20 protein-coding genes are annotated in these 20731 nt (G+C 66.5%); 9 read left to right on the forward strand and 11 right to left on the reverse strand.

Features of this window, described 5'->3' with window-relative positions; translation table 11 throughout:
• Positions 1 to 131: 131 nt before the first annotated feature.
• Complete coding sequence (locus EJ913_RS13950) at positions 132 to 362, reverse strand: type II toxin-antitoxin system CcdA family antitoxin (protein ID WP_244939353.1); 231 nt, start codon at positions 360 to 362, stop codon at positions 132 to 134.
• 324 nt (positions 363 to 686) lie between these two features.
• Between EJ913_RS13950 and EJ913_RS13955 the strand changes: the two genes are divergently transcribed.
• The 3 genes from EJ913_RS13955 to ilvC all read left to right on the forward strand — a co-directional run bounded on the left by EJ913_RS13955 (position 687) and on the right by ilvC (position 4201).
• The gene (locus EJ913_RS13955) at positions 687 to 2450 is read left to right on the forward strand and encodes an acetolactate synthase 3 large subunit (RefSeq protein WP_126998844.1); all 1764 of its coding nucleotides are present in this window, start codon (positions 687 to 689) and stop codon (positions 2448 to 2450) included.
• Between the two features lie 40 nt (positions 2451 to 2490).
• Positions 2491 to 3000 (forward strand): acetolactate synthase small subunit, encoded by a 510-nt coding sequence (gene ilvN / locus EJ913_RS13960; protein WP_126998846.1) that lies wholly within the window; start codon positions 2491 to 2493, stop codon positions 2998 to 3000.
• A 181-nt stretch (positions 3001 to 3181) separates the two neighbouring features.
• On the forward strand, positions 3182 to 4201 hold the full coding sequence (gene ilvC / locus EJ913_RS13965; RefSeq protein WP_126998848.1) for a ketol-acid reductoisomerase: 1020 nt from the start codon (positions 3182 to 3184) through the stop codon (positions 4199 to 4201).
• A 75-nt stretch (positions 4202 to 4276) separates the two neighbouring features.
• On the opposite strand, the gene EJ913_RS13970 is transcribed toward ilvC, so the two are convergent.
• Entirely contained in the window at positions 4277 to 4990 is a 714-nt protein-coding gene (locus EJ913_RS13970; RefSeq protein WP_126998850.1) for an ArsR/SmtB family transcription factor, read from the reverse strand.
• 132 nt (positions 4991 to 5122) lie between these two features.
• On the opposite strand from EJ913_RS13970, the gene EJ913_RS13975 reads away from it, so the two are divergent.
• On the forward strand, positions 5123 to 6028 hold the full coding sequence (locus EJ913_RS13975) for a DMT family transporter (RefSeq protein WP_238520991.1): 906 nt from the start codon (positions 5123 to 5125) through the stop codon (positions 6026 to 6028).
• A gap of 11 nt (positions 6029 to 6039) precedes the next feature.
• Here the strand turns inward: EJ913_RS13975 and mrdA are convergent, their stop codons facing one another.
• From mrdA to EJ913_RS13995, 4 genes are all read right to left on the reverse strand, one after another.
• A complete protein-coding gene (mrdA, locus tag EJ913_RS13980; RefSeq protein WP_126998854.1) occupies positions 6040 to 7929 on the reverse strand; it encodes a penicillin-binding protein 2 in 1890 nt (629 codons plus the stop codon).
• A gap of 35 nt (positions 7930 to 7964) precedes the next feature.
• Positions 7965 to 8477, reverse strand: coding sequence for a rod shape-determining protein MreD (gene mreD / locus EJ913_RS13985; RefSeq protein WP_126998856.1), 513 nt, complete (start codon positions 8475 to 8477; stop codon positions 7965 to 7967).
• Positions 8478 to 8517: 40 nt separating this feature from the next.
• Positions 8518 to 9387, reverse strand: coding sequence for a rod shape-determining protein MreC (gene mreC / locus EJ913_RS13990; RefSeq protein ID WP_126998858.1), 870 nt, complete (start codon positions 9385 to 9387; stop codon positions 8518 to 8520).
• Between the two features lie 94 nt (positions 9388 to 9481).
• Positions 9482 to 10522, reverse strand: a complete 1041-nt coding sequence (locus EJ913_RS13995) for a rod shape-determining protein (protein WP_014240000.1) — start codon at positions 10520 to 10522, stop codon at positions 9482 to 9484.
• On the opposite strand from EJ913_RS13995, the gene EJ913_RS32120 reads away from it, so the two are divergent.
• Positions 10521 to 10721 (forward strand): hypothetical protein, encoded by a 201-nt coding sequence (locus tag EJ913_RS32120; RefSeq protein WP_126998860.1) that lies wholly within the window; start codon positions 10521 to 10523, stop codon positions 10719 to 10721. The two genes, EJ913_RS13995 and EJ913_RS32120, sit on opposite strands and share 2 nt — an antisense overlap.
• 168 nt (positions 10722 to 10889) lie before the next feature.
• Here EJ913_RS32120 and EJ913_RS14005 read toward each other — a convergent pair whose 3' ends face one another.
• Entirely contained in the window at positions 10890 to 11435 is a 546-nt protein-coding gene (locus EJ913_RS14005) for a TIGR00645 family protein (protein WP_126998862.1), read from the reverse strand.
• 222 nt (positions 11436 to 11657) lie between these two features.
• Here EJ913_RS14005 and phoU point away from each other — a divergent pair, with 222 nt between their 5' ends.
• Both phoU and hisE read left to right on the forward strand, forming a co-directional pair.
• Positions 11658 to 12368 carry a phosphate signaling complex protein PhoU gene (phoU, locus tag EJ913_RS14010; RefSeq protein ID WP_126998864.1) on the forward strand — a complete coding sequence of 237 codons (711 nt, stop codon included), beginning with the start codon at positions 11658 to 11660 and terminating at the stop codon, positions 12366 to 12368.
• Between the two features lie 126 nt (positions 12369 to 12494).
• Positions 12495 to 12869 carry a phosphoribosyl-ATP diphosphatase gene (hisE, locus tag EJ913_RS14015; protein WP_126998866.1) on the forward strand — a complete coding sequence of 125 codons (375 nt, stop codon included), beginning with the start codon at positions 12495 to 12497 and terminating at the stop codon, positions 12867 to 12869.
• 27 nt (positions 12870 to 12896) lie between these two features.
• Here hisE and EJ913_RS14020 read toward each other — a convergent pair whose 3' ends face one another.
• Positions 12897 to 13604: an alpha/beta hydrolase gene (locus EJ913_RS14020; protein WP_185909777.1), complete on the reverse strand. Its 708-nt coding sequence runs from the start codon at positions 13602 to 13604 to the stop codon at positions 12897 to 12899.
• A 148-nt stretch (positions 13605 to 13752) separates the two neighbouring features.
• The gene (locus EJ913_RS14025; protein ID WP_126998868.1) at positions 13753 to 14304 is read right to left on the reverse strand and encodes a hypothetical protein; all 552 of its coding nucleotides are present in this window, start codon (positions 14302 to 14304) and stop codon (positions 13753 to 13755) included.
• A 230-nt stretch (positions 14305 to 14534) separates the two neighbouring features.
• Between EJ913_RS14025 and EJ913_RS14030 the strand changes: the two genes are divergently transcribed.
• On the forward strand, positions 14535 to 14975 hold the full coding sequence (locus EJ913_RS14030) for a YccF domain-containing protein (protein ID WP_126998869.1): 441 nt from the start codon (positions 14535 to 14537) through the stop codon (positions 14973 to 14975).
• Positions 14976 to 15095: 120 nt separating this feature from the next.
• Complete coding sequence (locus EJ913_RS14035) at positions 15096 to 15818, forward strand: hypothetical protein (RefSeq protein WP_126998871.1); 723 nt, start codon at positions 15096 to 15098, stop codon at positions 15816 to 15818.
• Between the two features lie 133 nt (positions 15819 to 15951).
• Here the strand turns inward: EJ913_RS14035 and EJ913_RS14040 are convergent, their stop codons facing one another.
• Together EJ913_RS14040 and EJ913_RS14045 are read right to left on the reverse strand one after the other, a co-directional pair.
• Positions 15952 to 17160, reverse strand: a complete 1209-nt coding sequence (locus EJ913_RS14040) for a calcium-binding protein (protein WP_126998873.1) — start codon at positions 17158 to 17160, stop codon at positions 15952 to 15954.
• A 572-nt stretch (positions 17161 to 17732) separates the two neighbouring features.
• Complete coding sequence (locus EJ913_RS14045; protein WP_126998875.1) at positions 17733 to 20576, reverse strand: [protein-PII] uridylyltransferase; 2844 nt, start codon at positions 20574 to 20576, stop codon at positions 17733 to 17735.
• Between the last annotated feature and the right edge of the window lie 155 nt (positions 20577 to 20731).

The following is a 20731-nucleotide window of genomic DNA, read 5'->3' on the forward strand; positions in this document are numbered from 1 at the left end:
TATCGGCCGTAACCCCCTCACCGGCCCTTCGGGCCACCCTCTCCCCGAGGGCGGAGAGGGTTACAGGCTCCGCAGATTTCATACGCTGTTGGAAACGTTGAAAAACGCGTTTCCAAGGACTCAACGCGCCATCAATAGAGCCGTTGTTTCGCCAACGGAAGGCTATGCGCCTCGACGTAGGCGTTGGAGGACGCAAGCGCCTCCCGATTCGCCTCCAACCATTGCCTGTCGCACAATTCGGCAATCCCGCGCGATACGTTGATGCCCAGCGCCTTGGCCTGCTCCAGCAGATCGCTGTTGAGGCTGACGTTGGTTGCCCGCTTCGGAGCGGAGGCGTCGAACGAAAGGCGCGTGTCGGGCATCGGTCTCTCCATAACCATGCGCAGTCATGATGCGCATGCCTCTTGGCACGATCAAGGATGGCTTTCGCACAGTGCGGTTCCGCCCTGTTTTTCAACCGGAAAACATTTGCGCAACAATCGGAAAAATGAATGCCAAAAAACTTTTCGATCATTCGCAAAATGGGTTGACCTGTGACGCCCCCTTTGGCTAGTTTGCGGCTCCCGCCCCAACCAAGCGTGGCTAAGCCGTTGTTTTGACGGCCAAGCCCGTCAGGCCGGCGGTAGTCCCGGGGAAACGGGCGCCCGAAGGAGAGAGGCGCCCCATCTACGAAAAGGTCGTGAGCGATGTCCGAACAGAAGCTGACCGGCGCCCAGATCATCATCAAGGCCCTGAAGGATCAGGGCGTTGACACCATCTTCGGCTATCCCGGCGGCGCCGTACTTCCCATCTACGACGCGCTGTTCCAGCAGAACGACCTACGCCACATCCTCGTACGCCACGAACAGGCCGCGGTTCACGCGGCGGAGGGCTACGCGCGCTCGACCGGCAAGGTCGGCTGCGTGCTGGTGACCTCCGGCCCCGGCGCCACCAACGCGGTGACCGGCCTGCTCGACGCGCTGTGCGACAGCATCCCCATCGTCTGCCTGTCGGGTCAGGTGCCCACCCATCTGATCGGCAACGACGCCTTCCAGGAGGCCGACACCACCGGCATCACGCGCCCCTGCACCAAGCACAATTACCTGGTGAAGGACGTCAACAATCTGGCCCGCACCCTGCACGAGGCGTTCTACGTCGCCCGCAGCGGCCGTCCAGGTCCGGTGCTGATCGACGTGCCGAAGGACGTGCAGTTCGCCGACGGAATTTACGTCCCGCCGACCGAGGTCAAGCACAAGACCTACCGCCCCCAGGTGAAGCCCGAGATCGCCCGCGTCGAGGAGGCGATCGAGCTGATCGCCAACGCCAAGCGTCCGGTCTTCTACACCGGCGGCGGCGTGATCAACGCCGGCCCCTTCGCGGCCAAGCTGCTGACCCAGTTCGTCAAGGCGACCGGCTTCCCGATCACCTCGACCCTGATGGGTCTGGGCGCCTTCCCGGCGTCGGACGGCCAGTGGCTGGGCATGCTCGGCATGCACGGCACGTACGAGGCGAATCTCGCCATGTACAACTGCGACGTCATGATCAACATCGGCGCCCGCTTCGACGACCGCGTGACCGGCAAGCTGTCGGAATTCGCGCCTTTCTCGAAGAAGATCCACGTCGACATCGACCCCAGCTCGATCAACAAGACCGTCGAGGTGGACATCCCGATCGTCGGCGACTGCGGCGCCGTCCTTGAGGACATGCTGCGCATCTGGAAAGCGCGCGCCAAGCGCCCCGACCAAGCGGCCTTGAAGGAGTGGTGGGGGCAGATCGACGGCTGGCGCGCCCGCAACTGCCTGAACTACAACCGCACCGAATCGGTCATCAAGCCGCAATACGCGCTGGAACGCCTGCGGGACGCCCTGCGCGGCAAGGACCATTACGTCACGACCGAGGTCGGCCAGCACCAGATGTGGGCCGCCCAGTTCCTGCCCTTCGACCAGCCCAACCGCTGGATGACCTCGGGCGGGCTCGGCACCATGGGCTACGGCCTGCCGGCGGCCATCGGTGCGCAGATCGCCCATCCCGACGCCATCGTGGTGGACGTGTCGGGCGAGGCCAGCTTCCTGATGAACATGCAGGAGATCGGCACCGCCGTGCAGTACCGCGCCCCGGTGAAGATCTTCATCCTGAACAACCAGTACATGGGCATGGTCCGCCAGTGGCAGGAGCTGCTGCACGGCTCGCGCTTCTCGCAGAGCTATTCGGAGGCGTTGCCTGACTTCGTCAAGCTGGCCGAGGCCTGGGGCTGCGTCGGCCTGCGCGCCACCACGGTGGCCGAGGTGGACGAGGTGATCGAGAAGATGCTGGCGGTCACCGACCGTCCCTGCATCGTCGACATCGCGGTCGATCCCAAGGAGAACTGCTTCCCGATGATCCCCGGCGGCAAGGCCCACAACGAGATCCTGTTCGGTCCGGACGACAGCCCGTCGAGCGCCACGCCGGAAGACGGCATGGTTCTGGTCTGATCGGCTTTTGACGGAACGCTCGGCGCGAGGAATGGGAATCATGGACGAAAGCAAGATCGAGAAGCACACCATCGCGGTGCTGGTGGACAACGAGCCGGGCGTGCTGGCGCGCGTCATCGGGCTGTTCTCCGGCCGCGGCTACAACATCGAAAGCCTGACGGTGGCGGAGGTCAACAACGCCGACCACCTGTCGCGCATCACGCTGGTGACCTCGGGCACCCGGATGGTCATCGAGCAGATCAAGGCCCAGCTCGACCGGCTGGTCCCGATCCACCGGGTCCACGACCTGACGGACGAGGGGCCGTCGGTGGAGCGCGAACTGGCGCTGGTCAAGGTGGCCGGAACCGGCGAGAAGCGCATCGAGGCGCTGCGTCTGGCCGACATCTTCAAGGCCACCGTGCTCGACGCGACGCTGACCTCCTTCGTCTTCGAGCTGACCGGCAGCACGGCGCAGGTCGACGATTTCGTCGGGCTGATGTCCCAGCTCGGTCTGGTCGAGGCCAGCCGCACCGGCGTGGTCGCCATGTCGAAGGGTCCCTCCGGCTTCTGATCAAACCGGAACCGGGTTCTTATCCAACGGTCAGGGCGGCGAAAATCGCAAGGAAGCTCCGCGTTTCGCCGCCGGATCATGCGATTGTTTCGCTTGACGGACGGCTTTGCTCAATGGAGTAATCCGCCGGCAAGGGAACGCACTCATCACCTTAGTGTTGTGAATTCAAGGAACCATCACCATGCGCGTCTATTACGATCGTGATGCCGACGTCAACCTGATCAAGGGCAAGAAGGTCGTCATCGTCGGCTACGGCAGCCAGGGCCACGCTCACGCCCACAACCTGCGTGACAGCGGCGTCAAGGACGTGCGGATCGCCCTGCGTCCCGGCTCGGCCACCACGAAGAAGGCCGAGGCCGCCGGCTTCCAGGTGATGGCGCCGGGCGAGGCCGCCGCTTGGGCCGACGTCGTGATGGTTCTGACCCCCGACGAGCTGCAGGCCGACCTGTACAAGGACGATCTGGCCAAGAACATGAAGGAAGGCGCCGCGCTCGCCTTCGCCCACGGCCTGAACATCCACTTCAGCCTGATCGAGCCGCGCGCCGACCTCGACGTGTTCATGATCGCGCCGAAGGGCCCCGGCCACACCGTGCGCAGCGAATACCAGCGTGGCGGCGGCGTGCCGTCGCTGGTCGCCGTGCACCAGAACGCCTCCGGCAACGCGCTGGACATCGCGCTGTCCTACGCCTCGGCCAACGGCGGCGGCCGCGCCGGCATCATCGAGACCAGCTTCAAGGAAGAGTGCGAGACCGACCTGTTCGGCGAGCAGGTCGTCCTCTGCGGCGGCCTGACCGAGCTGATCAAGGCCGGCTACGAGACGCTGGTCGAGGGCGGCTACGCGCCTGAGATGGCCTATTTCGAGTGCCTGCACGAAGTGAAGCTGATCGTCGACCTCATCTATGAGGGCGGCATGGCGAACATGCGCTACTCGATCTCCAACACGGCCGAATACGGCGACTACCGCACCGGCCCGCGCATCATCACCGCCGAGACCAAGGCCGAGATGAAGCGCGTGCTGACCGACATCCAGGAAGGCCGCTTCGTGCGCGACTGGATGCAGGAGTGCAAGGTGGGCCAGCCCTCCTTCAAGGCGATCCGCCGCCGCAACGCCGAGCACGAGATCGAGAAGGTCGGCGAGAAGCTGCGCGCCATGATGCCGTGGATCGCCGAGCGCCGTCTGGTCGACAAGTCGAAGAACTGATCGGCGTTTTCGCCAAACTGGTCTGATTTGTGGAAAGCGCGTCCTTCGGGGCGCGCTTTTCGTTTGTGGAGCTTTCTACGCGACACCGTCCTGCTCCGGCGGAATCCCGAACGTGGCGGCGAACCCCTCTCGCCCCTCGGCCGTGACCGACACGGCGCGGCTGTCGGGAACGCGCGCGATCCATCCCAGCGCCAGCGACCGGTCGAGCAGCCCGGCCCCAAGCCGGCCGGCGAGGTGCGGGCGGCGCTCGCTCCAGTCCAGGCAGGTCCGGCAGAGCGGGCGTCGGCCCGTAAGTTCCGTCCCAAGCCCGATCCCGAAATCGTCCAGGAACCGCCGCCCCGCTGCCGTCACCACGCCGGTCCCATCGGCAAGCACGACGTGCCCCTGCGCATGCAGCGCATCGGCGAGCGCGATTCCCAACCGTCCGGCCAGATGGTCGTAGCAGGTGCGGGCGGCCCGCAGCGCCTCGTCCTTCGGCCCGACCGGACGGTGACGTTTCGGCCCCGAGGCCGCGAGCGCCATCAGCGCCTCCATCGCCTGGGCGATCTCGGGCGAGGCCAAGCGGTAGTAACGATGCCGCCCCTGCTTTTCCAGGGCGAGCAGCCCAGCCCCCGCCAGCTTGGCGAGGTGCCCGCTGGTCGTCGGCGCGCCGACGCCGGCGTGCCACGCCAGTTCGCCGGCCGTGAGCGCCTGCCCGCCCATCAGCGCTGAGAGAATGTTCGCGCGGGCGGGATCCCCGATCAGGGCCGCGATCTCCGCGATGCTGTTTCCGGAAGCGATGTTCGACATAAGGCCGATGATAATCCGCTCCGGCCGGGCCGTCTGCCTCGCATGGTTCGACCGGGACCGAAACGTCCGTCACGGATTCCGGAACGGAAGGCTGGCATGGTCGCCATCCCCCCAAACGACCGAGGCCAGACCATGACCGAGCGAACGACGACGATGCGCACCGAACTGGCGCTGCTCCTCGCGCTGGCGACCCTGTGGGGCGCGTCCTACAGCTTCATCAAGATCGGCGTGGAGACGATTCCGCCCGTCACCCTGATCGCCGCCCGCACCCTGATCGCCGGCACGCTCCTGCTGGCCGTCATCCGCTGGCGCGGGCTGGCGATGCCGAGGGATTTCGCGACCTGGAGGAATTTCCTGATCCAGGCTGCTCTGAACAGCGTGCTCCCCTTCACCCTGATCGCCTGGGCGGAACGCAGCGTGGACGCGGGCATGGCCGTGATCCTCAACGCGACGACGCCGATTTTCGCCTTCCTGCTGACCGCGCTGCTCACCCGGCACGAGGCCCTGACCGCGCGCAAGGCGGTGGGCGTCGCGGCCGGCATCGTCGGGACCGGGCTGGTCATCGGCGTCCAGGCGCTCGACGGCGCCGGGCAGGACGTGGTGGCGCAACTCGCCATCGTCGTGGCCACGCTCTGCTACGCGGGCGCGGCGATCTTCGGCCGGGTCTTCAAGGGGCTCGACCCGATGATGCCGGCGGCCGGGTCGCTGGTCTGCGGGGCGGCGATCCTCACCCCGCTCAGCCTGCTGGTCGACGCGCCGTGGACGCTGGCGCCCTCGGCGGAGTCGGTCGCGGCCCTGCTCGGCCTGTCGGTCTTCTCCACCGCGCTGGCCTTCGTCCTGTATTTCCGGCTCGTCTACACCATCGGCTCGGTCGGCACCACCGCCCAAGCCTATCTGCGCGTGCCCATCGGCGTCGCGATCGGCGTGGTCTTCCTTGGCGAAACCCTGAGTCCGACCGCTTGGGCCGGTTTCGCCTGCGTGATCGTCGGCGTCGCCGCGATGACCATTCCCGCCAAGCTCAAACCGCTCGCGGCCTGAACCGTCCCCCCTTACCCGCGCGGCTCGCCCGTCATCGGCGGCGGCACGCTTTCCGCCACGGAGGCCCGTCCCGGATCGCGCTTCTGGCATTCCAGCAGGATGTCGCGGGCGATCGGCGCCGCGACCGTGGAACCGCCGCCGCCATGCTCGACGAAGACGGAACAGGCGTAGCGCGGCGCCTGGACCGGCGCGAAGGCGACGAACAGCGCGTGGTCGCGCTCGCGCCACGGGATGTCCTCGTTCTTCTTCACCCCGGTGCTGCGCTCCGCCATGGTGATGCGGCGGACCTGGGCCGAGCCGGTCTTGCCGGCCAACTCGTAGCCGACCTGGGTGATGCGCGACTTGAAGGCGGTGCCGTTGGGCGCGTTTGACACCTCGTACATGCCGCGCAGCACGACGTCGAGGTTCTCCTTCTTGACCCCCAGGCTGGGCCAGGTCACCTGCTCGCCGCTGACCGACTTGATCTGCTTGGTCAGATGCGGCTTCACCGCATAGCCGCCGTTGGCGAGCCGGCAGGTCATCACCGCCAGTTGCAGCGGGGTGGCAAGGACATAGCCCTGGCCGATGGAGGCCACCAGCGTCTCGCCCATGTCCCAGCCCTTTCCGAGCGTCGCCTTCTTCCAGGCGATGGATGGCATCAGCCCGGCGCGCTCGTGCGGCAGATCCAGCCCGGTGCGCTCCCCCAGCCCGAAGCGCTTCGCCATCTCGGCGATGCGGTCCACGCCGATCCGCCGCGACACGTCGTAGAAGAACACGTCGCAGGAATGGCGCAGCGCCCCCACCATGTCGATGGTGCCGTGACCGCCCCGCTTCCAGCAGTGGAACCGGTGATCGCCCAGTTCCAGATGGCCGGGGCAGAACACGGTGTGGCGGTTGTTGACGATCCCCGATTCCAGCGCCGCCAGCGCCACCACCATCTTGAAGGTGGACCCCGGCGGGTACTGGCCCACCACCGCCTTGTTGTTCAGCGGCGTCGCCGGGTTGGACAGCAGATCCTCCCACAGCTCGGCGCTGATGCCCATGGTGAACTGGTTGGGGTCGAAGCTGGGGTGGGAGGACAGGGCGTAGATGCCGCCGGTGTGGATGTCCATCACCACCGCCGAGGCGCTCTGCTCCTCGGCCAGACGCTGCTGGACGTAATGCTGCAACCCCATGTCGATGGTGAGCTGGATCTCGCGGCCCGACTGCCCCTCGTCGCGCGACAGCTCGCGGATGACGCGACCGACGGCGTTGACCTCCAGTTGGCTGGTGCCGGCGGTGCCGCGCAGCACCTTCTCGTGATACTTTTCGATGCCGGCCTTGCCGATGCGGAAGCCCGGCAGCGACAACACGGGATCGCTGTTGCCGCTGAGTTCGGCCTCCGACACCGCGCCGACGTAGCCCATGATGTGGGCGGTGGCGTCGGCCTGCGGGTAGTTGCGGATCTCGCCGACCTCGATGGCGACGCCCGGCAAGTCGGGTGTGTTCATCTCGATGGTGGCGACCTGCTCCCAGGTAAGGTTTTCACGCACGGTAACGGGGACGAAGCGGCGCTTGCGGTGCAGCTCGCGCATCACCCGGCGGCGGTCGCCGTCGGTCAGCGGGACGATGCGGGAGATCTTGTCCAGCGTCTCCTGGATGTTGCGCGTGCGCTCCGACACCACGACGACGCGGTAGTTCTGCTGGTTGACCGCCAGCGGCGTGCCGAAGCGGTCGACGATGTTGCCGCGCGAGGGGGCGATCAACCGCAGGCTGATGCGGTTTTCCTCCGCCAGCATGGTGTAGCGCGCGGATTCGAGGACCTGCAGGTAGTAGAGCCGCCCGACCAGCGCCGACAGGCCGGCCAGCTTGATCCCGCCCAGAACCAGCGCGCGGCGGCTCAACAGTCGGGATCGGTCGGTGTCGCGGTCGATGGAACTCATGGAGCGGAACTCATGAAACCCTGTCGGAAAAACTGTTACGCGTTCAAGAAGGCCCGGTGCATCCGGATCAGCAGCCAGCCAACCGCCGGGAACATCGCCACCGTCAGCAGCCCCTGGAACAACGCCGGCTTGACCGGCAGCATCGTGGCGCTCAACGCCGAGAAGGCCAGCCACTCCAGGAAGACGGCACCGGCCATCACCATGGCGAAGCCGATCCACAGCAGGGCGAAGGTGCTGGCCAGGAAGACCCGGCGCTGGTTCAGCACCGCCCATTGCGCGACGACCAGCATCAGCGCGTTGACGCCCAGCGGTCCGCCGATCAGCAAATCCTGCAGCAGCCCGAGCAGAAAGGCCACCCCCGGCCGCATCAGATCAGGTCTGTGGATCGTCCAGTAATAGACCGAGATCAGCGTCAGCTGCGGCGCCACCGGCGTGTAGGCGGGGACCGGGATCGGAATCAGCCCGATCAGGACCAGCATCACCGTGACCGCAAAAGGCGCCAGATTCCGCCCGGCCTTGTCGAGCCGCTGCCAGAAGGTCGCGGTCATGCCCGACCGGCCCCTTCCGCGGCGCCAACGTTCGAAACCGTCACTTCCACTCGGCGGCCAGATCCAGTTCGGTGCCGGGCAGGCCGAAATCGACCAGCCGCAGATGCTCGACCCGCGACAGGTCGGCGTTGGGCAGCACGCGGACGCCGCGCTCGCTGGCCGAGGTCACGACACCGACCGGAAGACCCGGCGGGAACAGCCCGCCATGGCCCGACGTAACGACCCGCTCGCCCACCTGCACCGGCGATTCCGGCGGCAGGTAGAGCAGCTTGGCCTGGTCGGAATTGTCGCCGGCCAGCACCGCGCGCTGGCGGGAGCTTTCCAGCACGACGGGAACGCGGGCGTTGATGTCGGTCAGCAGCAGCACGCGCGACGACCATTCGCCGACCTCGATCACCCGGCCGACCAGTCCGGCCCCGGCCAGCGCCGCCTGCCCCTTGCGCACCCCGTCGCGGCGCCCGGCCGTGACGACCAGGGTGCGGACGAAGGAGCTGCCGGGCGTCGCGATGACGCGGGCGGTGATGAAGGAGACCGAGGGTTCGGGGGTGACGCGCAGCAGCGTGCGCAGGCTGGCGTTCTCGGTTTCGAGCCGCAGCGCCGCCTGCTTCCATTGCAGGAGACGGGCGTTCTCGGCCTTCAGCCTTTGGTTTTCGTCGAAGGCGTTCTCAACCTCGACGGCGGATTCGATCACGCGGGCGGCGGTGGCCGCCGGGCGGGAGATGGCGTCGAGGATGGGCGCGAAGGCGTCGGTGACGCGCGCCCGCGCGCTGTCGACCGAGACGGACTCGATTTTGCCCACCATCATCAAGGCGATGGAGGCGAAGACCAGCAACAGAAAGGAGAAACGCTGCGCAAGTGCCCGCAAAGGTGCGGCAAGGCGAACGACGGAGCCGGATGAGCGTGGCTTCACAGGAAATTCCCGTCCAGATACGCGGTCCGTCCTCGGTTCTCATGCCCGGCGCGGGCTTGGGAACCGAAGGCCTTCCAACCGAGAGATACACCAATCAGTAGGCGCTGACCAAGACGTTTCGCAGGGTCTTCATCTCTTCCAACGCGCGCCCTGTGCCCAGCGCGACACAGGAGAGCGGGTCGTCGGCGATCGACACCGGCAGGCCGGTGGCGTGGCGCAGGACGAAGTCCAGGTTGCCCAGCAGCGCGCCGCCGCCGGTCAGGACGATCCCCTTGTCGACGATGTCGGCGGCCAGCTCCGGCGCCGTGTGCTCCAGCGCGACCTTGACCGCCTCGACGATGGCCGAGACCGGCTCCGCCAGGGATTCGGCGATCTGGCGCTCGGAGATGATCAGCTCCTTGGGCACGCCGTTCATCAGGTCGCGACCCTTGATCTCCAGGATGCGGCCCTCGCCGTCTTCCGGCGGGCAGGCCGACCCGATCTCCTTCTTGATGCGCTCGGCCGAACCCTCGCCCACCAGCAGGTTGTGGGTGCGGCGGATGTAGCCGATGATCGCCTCGTCCATCTTGTCGCCGCCGACGCGGACCGAGCGCGAGTAGACGATGCCGCCCAGCGACAGGACCGCCACCTCGGTGGTGCCGCCGCCGATGTCCACGACCATGGAGCCGGTCGGCTCCGTCACCGGAAGCCCGGCGCCGATCGCGGCGGCCATCGGCTCCTCGATCAGGAAGACGCGGCGGGCGCCGGCGGCCTCGGCCGATTCCTGGATGGCGCGGCGTTCCACGGCGGTCGAGCCCGACGGCACGCAGATGATGACTTGCGGGCTGGCGAAGCTGCGGCGGTTGTGAACCTTGCGGATGAAATGCTTGATCATCTCTTCCGCGACTTCGAAGTCGGCGATCACGCCGTCGCGCAGCGGCCGGATGGCCTGGATGTTGCCGGGGGTGCGGCCCAGCATCATCTTGGCCTCGTCGCCCACGGCGAGAACCTGCTTCTTGCCCCGCACGTTGGCGATGGCCACGACGGACGGCTCGTTCAGGACGATGCCGCGACCCTTGACATACACCAAGGTGTTCGCCGTCCCCAGATCGATCGCCATGTCGGCGGACAGAACGCCAAGCAGTTTGGAAAGCATGGAGATGCCGGACTCTTCGAAAGCGGTTGAGACGACCGAACTGGCGGAAGGACATACCACGTCCGCCAGCGGTTCCATAGACGAATGCTTCCGCACGCTCAAGCGGAGAGTGCGCCCCGGCGGAAACGAGCGCCGGATCGCCGAAATCCCGTTCGATGAGCGGGCTTCGACACCGGCGACACTGGCGGATCAGGGTTAATTTTCCGTCAACGGGATCGGACGGCGATGCCGGAACGTCCGTGGTCTTCCGGACGCGATCCGGCGGCCGGCGGCCCCGTTTCCGCTGCCCTGTCTAGGCCGTTTCATGCTGCGCCGCAACGGCCTTGTGAGGAAAAGCCGCGCGCATGACCGAAAGGAGAGCCTCTGATCAATGGTCGGCCGGCAGCCCCCTCGGCGCCGTCTTGCCGCCCTTCGGGGCCGGGTGGTGGCCCTCCAGCCGGTCCATCAAAGCCAACAGCACGCCGGACCCGACGAAGGTCAGGTGGATGATCACCAGCCACATCAGCTCGTCGTGCGAGACGTTCTTGATGTTCATGAAGGATTTCAGCAGATGGATGCCCGAGATGGCGACGATGGAGGCGATCAGCTTCAGCTTGAGCCCGCCGAAATCGACCTTCCCCATCCAGTCCGGCCGGTCCTCGTGGTCGGCGACATCGATCTTCGAGACGAAATTCTCGTAGCCCGAAAAGATCACCATCACCAGCAGGTTGCCGGCCAGCGACAGGTCGATCAGCGTCAGGATCGCCAGCAGCAGATCCTTTTCCGGCATCTCCAGCACGTAGGGGACGATGTGGAGGATCTCCTGAAGGAACTTCACCATCAGCGCGGCCAGCGCGATCACCAGCCCCAGATAGAAGGGGGCGAGCAGCCAGCGGCTGGCGAAGAGAACCTGTTCAAAGCGGCGTTCGATCATGGCGGACATCGTCGGCTGTGGCGAAGGAAGGGCGGCGGGGCTGCCGCCTGACCCCGCCTTGTGACAGTGCCGCACCGCAAAATCAACCGCCGGATGCGCGGATTTTCCCGTGCGGCGAGCGCGGAAATATGCATCGTCGCGGTGTCACCGTCATGCTCCGGTAACGTTGCCGCGCTATGCTGCGGTCTTTGACTGCCTCTCGTGTCGAAAGGGTTTTGCGCGATGAAGACTTCCGCCCCGCACATCGTGTCCGCGTTCGAGGACGCGTTGAAGCGGCTGAAATCCGCCATCGTCCAGATGGCCGGGGCCGCGGAAACGCAGTTGGACCAGGCGCTGACCTGCCTGACGCAGCGCAACCCGGAGCTGGCCCGTGAGATTGTCCTGTCCGACGCTCGGCTCGATTCCTTCGAGCACGAGATCGAGGCCCACTGCATGCGCCTGCTGGTGCTGCGCCAGCCGGTCGCCGACGACCTGCGCGAGGTGATCGCCGCCCTGAAGATCGCCGGCAGCCTGGAGCGTATCGGCGACCATGCCGCCAACTCCGCCAAGCGCGCGGCGGCGGTCGGCATCTTCCCCGACTCCGCCCCGCTCGCCGGCCTGCCGAAGCTGGGCCGGCTGGTCCGCGAGCGGCTGACCAGCGTCATCGACGCCTATGTGGACACCGACAGCGAAGCGGCCCTGCGCATCTGGCGGACCGACGACGAGGTCGATGCGCTCTACACCAGCATCGCCGCCGAAATCGAACGCTCCGCCGCCGCCACGCCGGACCAGTTCGCCGCCCACATGCACCTGATGATGATCGCCAAGAATCTGGAGCGCATCGGCGACCACGCCACCAACATCGCCGAGGTGGTGTATTTCGTCAGCACCGGCCAGCCGCTGCTGGACGAACGCCCCAAGGCCGACCGCTCCTGCGATCCGGCGGAAGGGTAAGGCGGCCTATCCGCTTCGGGCTGGAAGGGATTATCGGCCGATGCCCGAGAGTTGGGTGGTAACTTGGTCATTATAGGTTCACGCTGCCGTCACAATCGACACCGTGCCGCCTCAACGACCGAGACCATGACCGCTCCCGACACCTCCCCTTCCCCAGCCGTCCCGACTACCGACGACCTGCTCCGCCTGTACGAGGCCATCCTCGAACGGCGGAGCATGGATCCGGCGGAATCGAAAACCGCGCGGCTGTTCGCCGCCGGGCCGAAAAAGATCGCCAAGAAGGTCGGCGAGGAAGCGGTCGAAGTGGCGTTGGACGCCATGAACGAGGATCGTCAGGGGGTCATCAACGAAAGCGCCGACCTGCTCTACAATCTGTCGGTCCTGTGGGCGACGTTGAACATCCACCCGACCGACGTCTTCGCCGAGATCCGCCGGCGCGAGGCGCTCTACGGCATCGCCGAGAAGCTGCCCAAGCCACCGGGAGGCGGTCCGAGCCGGTAATCGGAAGCGCCGCTCACATTCGTGCGCTTACATTTTTGTCCGTTCGACCGCCGCGATCAGCGCCGCCAGCGCGGTCCGCAGTTCGGCCGCGTGGGTGCGCGGGCGGACCGCGCCGGCGTCCGGAACAGCCAGGACGGTCAGGGTCCGGCAGCCGGTCAGCCCGCTTTCCAGCGTGCCCATCAGCGTGGCGGGCGCGCTGCCCTGCATCAGGGTGACCGGCACGCGCACCGCCGGCAGTTCCGTCTCCAGCGCGCCCAGCCCGGTCCCGTCCACGGGCAGACCGAACAGCGACGCGACGGCGCCGAGCCGCCGCCGGAGCGCCGAATCCGCCCCGACGTCGTCGACGATCATCACCCCGCCCACCGCGTCCGGATGGTCGAGCGCGGCCCCGAGCGCGGCGGCGGCGGTCAGCACGCCGGCCACCAACACCGGCTTGCGCCCGCCGCGCTCGACCAGCAGGGGATGCAACGGCGCATTGCCGGGCGACGGCACGGTCATCCATTCCTGGCCGGGCGGCACGCCGTGCAGCAGGCGCCACCACGCGCCCTTTCCGGGATGAAGGAAGATCACCCGCCGTCCCCAGGGATCCCCGGCCGTGCCATCCGCCCGCGACACCAGGGACAGCCGGGGAGAGGACACCGGAACGCGCCCGGACCGGATCAAACCGGGACGGTCGGTGGATCCGGAGCGGTCGGCGGCTGGGCGGGGGGCCGACGGGGTGGTATGAAAGAACAAGAGCGGGATCCCCCGGCTGGCGATTCCGCGATGGGAAGACCCCATCGCCGAACCCACCCTAGCGGAGGCTGAAGACCTTCGTCCCGTTCGATAAATTGGCCATAAACCTTAACGGCCCCGTGACAGGAATACGCCCCGCCGATCAGGATCAGTGCAGCGTGACCTCGCCGTCGCTCTCCTCGTCCGGATTCCCGCCGGACGCACGGCGCAGTTCGCCGACCAGCGAGCGCCATTCCGGGGCGCCGCCCAACTGTTGAAGCAACTGCGTGGTGAAGGCGAAGACCGCGTGCTCCAGCGGGCCGTTGTCCTCGGCGTGGGCGTTGACGGTGAGGCAGGATTCCGCCGCGCTCTCGAAGATGGCGGCGGCGGCGCCGGCGCCGGGGCCGGGGGCGGGAAGCGGAATCGCCTCCGGTTCCTGCCCGGTGGTGCGCAGCTTGGCCAAGTTGTCGACCAGCAGGCGGGTGCGGATGGCGGTGTCGACGGCGGCGGCCATGGTGTAGCCGGCCTCCTCCTCCACCGTGGCGCGCAGGACGCGCAAGCCCGCGATCAGCCCGCGGGCGACGTCGCCGGACGCCCCGCGCTTGGCCGCCGCCGCGACGGCGGTGCCGAGGATGGCGGCAACCACCGGGGAAAGCGATTCGCCCTCGGCCGGTTGGTTCGGCGCCTCGGCGCCGGGGTCGTCGTTCAATGCTTCGCTCATGCGGCCTCCGATCCGTGAGGTCCGGGACCGGGCGCTCCGCCGTCGGAACGTCCGCCTGGACGTATCGTCACGTTGCCTCTTCCTTCGATTTGTGGACAAAAACAGTGCTCTTCAAGGCACCGAAAGAAGCGTGCTCCCTGTTCTTTCGAGTTCGTTGTTCTTTCGGGCCACCGCATCTAGGCGGAGCCATCCACCATCCCCACATGACCGGCGAAAGGAGAACCCCTGTCATGCCTTTGGTCAGCTTTGTCCTCAACGTCCTGTGGGTCGTCACCGGCGGCATCTGGATGGCGCTCGGCTGGCTGCTTGCCGCCGTCGTGATGGCGATCTCCATCATCGGGCTTCCCTGGGCGCGCTCCGCCCTGACCATCGCCCGCTACACGCTGCTTCCCTTCGGGCAAACCGCCGTGCGCCGGGACGAGTTCCGCGGCCGCGAAGACATGGGCACCGGCGGAATCGGTTTCATCGGCAACGTGGTCTGGTTCGTGCTGGCCGGCTGGTGGCTGGCGCTGGGCCATCTGTTCGCCGCCGTGGCGCTGGCCGTCACCATCATCGGCCTGCCCTTCGCCTGGGCGCATCTGAAGCTGGCGCTCGTCGCCCTGTGGCCGGTCGGCACCGAGATCGTCTCCAACGACGAGGCCGCGCGCGGCCAAGGCTACAGCCGGGTCTGACACCGGGCGGCATCGCCCGGAGCTCGGATAGGAAAAATTTTAGCTAAATATTTTTCCGCGCAGGCACAGCGCTCTCTCCTTCGTAATACCTCTTGTGAGGCATTCCGTCAGGAGAGAGCCATGTCCGTATCGATGGTAAGTTCATCGGTTTCCAGCCAGACCCTTCAGCGCCCGCAAGGGCCTGGAAAGGAAATCCGGCAGGGAATCGACACTCTGAAAAAGGCGGTCGAGTCCGGCGACTTGACCTCGGTCCAGTCGGCCTATGATTCCCTGTCCAAGCTGCAAGCCGACAAGCAGGGCAGCAGCGGCACGTCCGGCACCTCGTCCGCCGGCAGCGACGCCAAGGACCCGTTGTCCAAGCTGCTGACCAGCGTCGGCGAGGCGCTGAAGACCGGCGATGTCAGCGCGGTCCAGCAGGCGGTCGCTCAGAACGTCCCGCCCGGTGGCGGTGCCGGCGGTCGCGGCGGTGGACCGGGCGGTGCCGGCGGCCCCCCTCCAGGTGGTGGTGGCGGTCCGCCTCCGGGAGGTGGCGGCGAGGTCGGCAGCGCGGTGGGCAGCCTTGCCCAGTCGCTTCAGTCGGGCGATGTGTCGGGTGCCCAGGATTCGCTGACTTCGCTGACCAAACTGCTGACCGCGTCGAGCGACGACGAAGACGAGGATGATTCGTCGTCCACAAGCTCCACCACTTCGGCCAGTTCGTCGTCGAATTCCTTCCTCGACAAGCTGAAGAGCAGCCTCGGCGACATCGGCAGCGCCCTGCAATCGGGCGACGTGTCGAGCGCGCAAAAGCTGTTCGCCAGCGTGGCGACGCGCGGTTCCCAGGGTGTGAACGTTCTGGCGTGATCCGCCCCCCGACCGAGTTCCGCGCCCGATGGGGAGAAGAGCCCCCGTCGGACGCGGAAATCACCTTGCTTATGAGACGTCGGTTGGCGTCTTACCTTACGAACCATGCCCCCGCGTTGGCACCCGGCATCGTTCAGCTGAAAATAAAGTCCGTGGAGGACAACCCCCCGGTTACGCCGCTCAACGTGATCGCCGCGTAGGAAAAGCGGGAATTGTTGGACGGGCTGACATACACCACCGCTTGGCTGGCACCGTAATCGACCCGCACTTCGGTTCCGGCGTTGTTCGTGAAGGTTCCGGTGTCGAGGAATCGCCCTCCAAGCGCTCCGGCGATGGCCGACAGGTTGATCTTGTCCGTTCCGACCTGGAAGTCCGTGATCACGTCGCCCGCCATCTCGGTCGTGTTGGCGAAGACGAAGGTGTCGGCTCCCAGATCGCCGGCCATGAGATCCGCCCCGACCCCACCGATGATGGTGTCGTTCCCGAGCCCACCGGAGAGCGTGTCGTTCCCGGAACCGCCCGAGATGGAGTCGTTCCCGGCGCCGCCGGTCAGGGCATCGGCACCGACACCGCCCCACAATGTATCATTGCCAGCCCCGCCGATCAGGGCGTCATTGCCGGCCGCGCCGAGCAGATTAAATCCTCTGGTTGCCGACGACGCATCGATCGCGCGCCCGATGTAGGTCGCGTAGCGGCCACCCGACATGCCCCACAGCGCGAAGTGCTCCTCGCCGGTGCTGAACTGTCCGGCTTGGACAGCCCGCGCCACGTCCGGATAGCGCTGGAGATAGTCGGTGTCGTTGAAGGCGTCGCCGCTGGCCTTGCGCCCCTCGGCACGGCCAAACGCGTTGTAGTGTGCCAGCCCCGAAGGAAGGGTACCCGCGAAGACGGCGGCGGCAACGTCGGGGTTCTTCGCCAGATAACCACTCTCGCTGAACGCCGAAGCGGAGGGGGAGCGGCCCTCGAAATTCCCATACAGCAGGTAATGCTGCTGAAGCCCCGGCGAAGTGGTGGTCGTCGCCGCCACGTCCGGATTCTCGGCCTTGTAGTAGTTCGCGTCGAAGCTGCTGTAGGGCGATGCCAACCGGCCTTCCGCCTGCCCCGATGCGACGTAATGCGCAAAGCCGTTGGCGTAGGTCCCGGCACGCACCGCCGCCGCAACGTCCGGGTTCGCCGCCAGATAGCTCACCTCGTTGTAGCTGAGCGTGTCGCTGCCCCATCGGCCTTCCGAAGCACCGCTCGCCTGATAATGGGCGAAACCGCTGGAATAGACGCCAGCGCGGACGGCCGCGGCCACGTCCGGATACATGGCCAGATAAAATGCCTCGCTAAACGCAGCCATTCTTCTCCCCTTTGCATATTCCTATATGCATCCTCCAGTCGGGATGCAACCCAGGAACTTTTCGCTACCATGTAAGGTTTGTCTCTAAGCCAAAAGCCATGGTCCGCTTGCGGGTTTCGAGACGGCAAGGGGAACGCTTACAGGGCAAAAGCGGGAAAGAAGATCAGGCATTCATAATGATGCTTGAAGTTGCAAAAATTAGAAATATGAAAACTATTTCTCGGTATTTTTTGGATTTTAATGACGCGCAAAAAGTCCCTCTCCTGCATAGGCAGGGGAAGGCGTTTCAGTCCATTGAAAAAACTATGACGTTTGGCTAGTCGGGAAAAAATACCATTCAGAGAGTTTGGCGACGTTCCCAGAACACCGCCCCCTCCCGCTCATTGCGCCAGCCAGATGCGGCCCCGACGCTTTCCGAACGGAATCAATGGATAAGCCCGCACTTCCCTTTTTCGGGCCAAGAGCCTCACAGGATGGGAGGCGTCCTCCGAGTCTCGAGAACGCCCACACATGCCGGGTCGGGATCAGGGAAGAGAGTTCCTCTTCGCCTCATGCCCCCAAGAAGATAGACATCACTCCGCAGCCTTGCTGCGCGTCCGCTTGACCGGCGCCGGGACCGGCACGTCGCCGGCGGGATCGGCCAGCGCGTGCAACAGGCGTTCCCTGACCTTCGCCAGCTTCGCCTCGTGGCTGACCTTCAGGCCGAAGACGTCCTTCACATAGAACACGTCGATCGCCTTCTCGCCGAAGGTCGAGATCTTCGCCGACGAGATCTGGAGCGTCAGGTTCGACAGCGCGCGCGTCAGGTCGTAGAGCAGCCCCGGCCGGTCGCGCCCGTTGACCTCGATCACCGTGTGGGTGGTGGACGCGTTGTTGTCGATCAACACGCGCGGCGGCACATGGAAGACCCGTGTGCGGCTGGAATGCGGGGTCTTGCGCGTCGCCAGCTCCTGCAACGGCTTCAGTTGGCCGGACAGCACCTTTTCGATCATCACCGACAGCTTGGCGAGCTTGTCGCTGCTCTCGAAGGCCCCGCCGCCCGACGCGTCCTGCACCGAGAAGACGTCCAGCGCCATGCCGTTGGTCATGGTGAAGATGCGCGCGTCCACGATATCCGCCCCCGACGCGGCGAAGGCGCCGGCCAGACGGGAGAACAGCCCGTGATGGTCGCTGGCGTAGATCGTCACTTCGGTGACCGCGCGGCCCCGGTCGATGCGGGTCTCCACGGTCAACTCGCGCCCGTCGCGCTCGGCCCCGCGCACGACGCGGGCGTGGTGGGCCAGCGTCCCGGCGTCGAAGGCCAGCCAATAGGCCGGGTAACCCAGCGTCTTGTGATGCTCGAAGGCCGCGTCGTCAAAATCGGTCAGCTCGGCCCGCAGCGCGGCCTGGGCGGACTGGATGCGCCGCCCGCGCCCCTCCACCGTCATGCCGCCGGACATCAGCTCCTCGGACCGGTTGTACAGCTCGCGCAGCAGCGTGGCCTTCCAGTTGTTCCAGCGCTGCGGCCCGACCGCGCGGATGTCGGCCACCGTCAGCACCAGCAGCAGCCGCAGCCGCTCGGGCGACTGGACCAGCGCCACGAAGTCGCGGACGGTCTTCTCGTCCTCCAGGTCGCGCTTGAAGGCGGTGTAGGACATGGCGAGGTGCCAGCGCACCAGCCACGCCACCGTCTCCGTCTCCTCCGCCGTCAGCCCCAGCCGGGGGCAGAGCTTCTCCGCCACCCGCGCGCCCAGCACCGAATGGTCGCCGCCGCGCCCTTTGGCGATGTCGTGCAGCAGCACCGCGACGTAGAGCGCGCGCTTGGACACGACCTTGTGGATCACCTCCGAGGACAGCGGCAGGTCGTCGGTCAGCTCCCCGGCGGCGATCTTGTGCAGGATGCCCAGCGCGAACAGGGTGTGCTCGTCCACCGTGTAGACGTGGTACATGTCGTACTGCATCTGCGCCACCACCCGGCCGAAGTCGGGAATGAAGCGGGCCATCACCCCGGCCTCGTTCATGCGGCGCAGGGTGATTTCCGGATCCTTCGGCCCGGTCAGGATGTCGAGGAACAGCCGGTTGGCTTCCGGATCGGTGCGCAGCTTCGGCCCGATCCCGGTCAGCGAGCGGGTGATGGAGCGTAGCGCGTTCGGGTGGATGTCGATGTCGTTGATCTGGGCGGTGTGGAACAGCCGGATCATGTCGATCGGCTTTTCCTTGAACTGGCGCTCGTCGCGCGCGTTCAGCCGCTCGCCGTCGACGATGAAGCCGTCCACGTCCTTGCGCCGGGCGACCGAGGCCAGCCGCAGCAGGTTGAACTTGGGCGGACGCTTCGATTCCGCTTCCAGCGCCGCGCAGAAGATGCGCGTGAGGTCGCCGACGTCCTTGGCGACCAGGAAGTAATGCTTCATGAAGCGTTCGACGCCCTTGGTCCCGGCGTGCTCGGTGTAGCCCATGCGCGCGCCGATCGAGGTCTGCACGTCGAAGGTCAGCCGGTCTTCCAGACGGCCCGCGAGGTAATGCAGGTGGCAGCGCGCCGTCCACAGGAAGTTCTGCGCCTTGGCGAAGCGCTGCGCCTCCTCCGGCATCAGCACCTTCTTGCCGACCAGCTCGTCCACCCCCTCGACCCGGTACAGGTACTTGGCGATCCAGAACAAGGTCTGGAGATCGCGCAAGCCCCCCTTGCCGTCCTTCAGGTTTGGTTCCAGCACGTAGCGGCTGTCGCCCATCTTCAGGTGGCGGTTGTCGCGCTCGGCCAGCTTGGCCTCGACGAATTCGGGGCCGGTGCCGGCGACGACCTCCTTGTCGTAGCGCTTGCGCAGCTCGGCGAACAGCTTGCCCGGTCCCCAGAGATAGCGGGATTCCAGGATCCCGGTGCGGATGGTGACGTCGGCCTTGGACTGGCGGATGCATTCGTCCACGCTGCGCACCGCGTGGCCCACCTTCAGCCCCAGATCCCACAGGATGTAGAGCATGTACTCCACCACCTGCTCGACGCGGGGGGTCCGCTTGTAGGGCAGCAGGAACAGCAGGTCGATGTCGGAGAAGGGCGCCAGCTCGCCGCGGCCGTAGCCGCCGGTCGCCGCCACGTCGAACACCTCGCCGGAGGTCGGGTTGGCGGTGGGGAAGATGTGCAGTACGGTGAAGTCGGCCAGCGCACCGATCAGCCGGTCGGCGAGGTAGCAATTCTCGCGCACGCACTCCTCGCCCGACCCGCCGGCCTCGAAGCGCTTGCGCACCTCCTCGCGTCCGTCGGCCAGCGCCTTGCGCAGGCAGGCGAGCAGCGCGGGGCGCATCTTGTCGCCGGTGCCGAGTTCGGCCACCAGCGCTTCCAGCTCTCCCGCCAGCTTGCGGCGCGAGATGATCGCGCGCTTGTTGGGGATCGTGGACGGCTGGGCGGGGGACGGCGGCGGGGCCGCGCTGCGTGCGGAGAGCATCGGTGAAGAACGACCTCTAAGGACTTCCGCTGTCCGGCTGGACAGACCGTTTGAACTATAACGGTAAACCGCCGCCTTGGCACGCGCCGTCGCCCTCCGGATCGTCCCGGAGGGCTGTGATCGCCGTCACTGCGCGCGGCCCGCCCGAACGGCGA

Origin of the sequence: Azospirillum doebereinerae, from assembly GCF_003989665.1 — a bacterium.
GTDB lineage: Bacteria > Pseudomonadota > Alphaproteobacteria > Azospirillales > Azospirillaceae > Azospirillum > Azospirillum doebereinerae.

Excerpts from the sequence above, each read along its gene's own strand:
- EJ913_RS13955 (WP_126998844.1), top strand. The coding sequence starts at position 687 with ATGTCCGAACAGAAGCTGACCGGCGCCCAGATCATCATCAAGGCCCTG.
- EJ913_RS14030 (WP_126998869.1), top strand. The coding sequence starts at position 14,535 with ATGCCTTTGGTCAGCTTTGTCCTCAACGTCCTGTGGGTCGTCACCGGC.
- EJ913_RS14045 (WP_126998875.1), bottom strand. The coding sequence starts at position 20,576 with ATGCTCTCCGCACGCAGCGCGGCCCCGCCGCCGTCCCCCGCCCAGCCG.
- EJ913_RS14005 (WP_126998862.1), bottom strand. The coding sequence starts at position 11,435 with ATGATCGAACGCCGCTTTGAACAGGTTCTCTTCGCCAGCCGCTGGCTG.
- EJ913_RS13950 (WP_244939353.1), bottom strand. The coding sequence starts at position 362 with ATGCCCGACACGCGCCTTTCGTTCGACGCCTCCGCTCCGAAGCGGGCA.
- EJ913_RS13975 (WP_238520991.1), top strand. The coding sequence starts at position 5,123 with ATGACCGAGCGAACGACGACGATGCGCACCGAACTGGCGCTGCTCCTC.
- hisE (WP_126998866.1), top strand. The coding sequence starts at position 12,495 with ATGACCGCTCCCGACACCTCCCCTTCCCCAGCCGTCCCGACTACCGAC.
- EJ913_RS13995 (WP_014240000.1), bottom strand. The coding sequence starts at position 10,522 with ATGCTTTCCAAACTGCTTGGCGTTCTGTCCGCCGACATGGCGATCGAT.
- phoU (WP_126998864.1), top strand. The coding sequence starts at position 11,658 with ATGAAGACTTCCGCCCCGCACATCGTGTCCGCGTTCGAGGACGCGTTG.
- EJ913_RS14040 (WP_126998873.1), bottom strand. The coding sequence starts at position 17,160 with ATGGCTGCGTTTAGCGAGGCATTTTATCTGGCCATGTATCCGGACGTG.
- EJ913_RS14025 (WP_126998868.1), bottom strand. The coding sequence starts at position 14,304 with ATGAGCGAAGCATTGAACGACGACCCCGGCGCCGAGGCGCCGAACCAA.
- EJ913_RS32120 (WP_126998860.1), top strand. The coding sequence starts at position 10,521 with ATGGAGATGCCGGACTCTTCGAAAGCGGTTGAGACGACCGAACTGGCG.
- EJ913_RS14035 (WP_126998871.1), top strand. The coding sequence starts at position 15,096 with ATGTCCGTATCGATGGTAAGTTCATCGGTTTCCAGCCAGACCCTTCAG.
- EJ913_RS13970 (WP_126998850.1), bottom strand. The coding sequence starts at position 4,990 with ATGTCGAACATCGCTTCCGGAAACAGCATCGCGGAGATCGCGGCCCTG.
- ilvN (WP_126998846.1), top strand. The coding sequence starts at position 2,491 with ATGGACGAAAGCAAGATCGAGAAGCACACCATCGCGGTGCTGGTGGAC.
- ilvC (WP_126998848.1), top strand. The coding sequence starts at position 3,182 with ATGCGCGTCTATTACGATCGTGATGCCGACGTCAACCTGATCAAGGGC.
- mreD (WP_126998856.1), bottom strand. The coding sequence starts at position 8,477 with ATGACCGCGACCTTCTGGCAGCGGCTCGACAAGGCCGGGCGGAATCTG.
- mrdA (WP_126998854.1), bottom strand. The coding sequence starts at position 7,929 with ATGAGTTCCATCGACCGCGACACCGACCGATCCCGACTGTTGAGCCGC.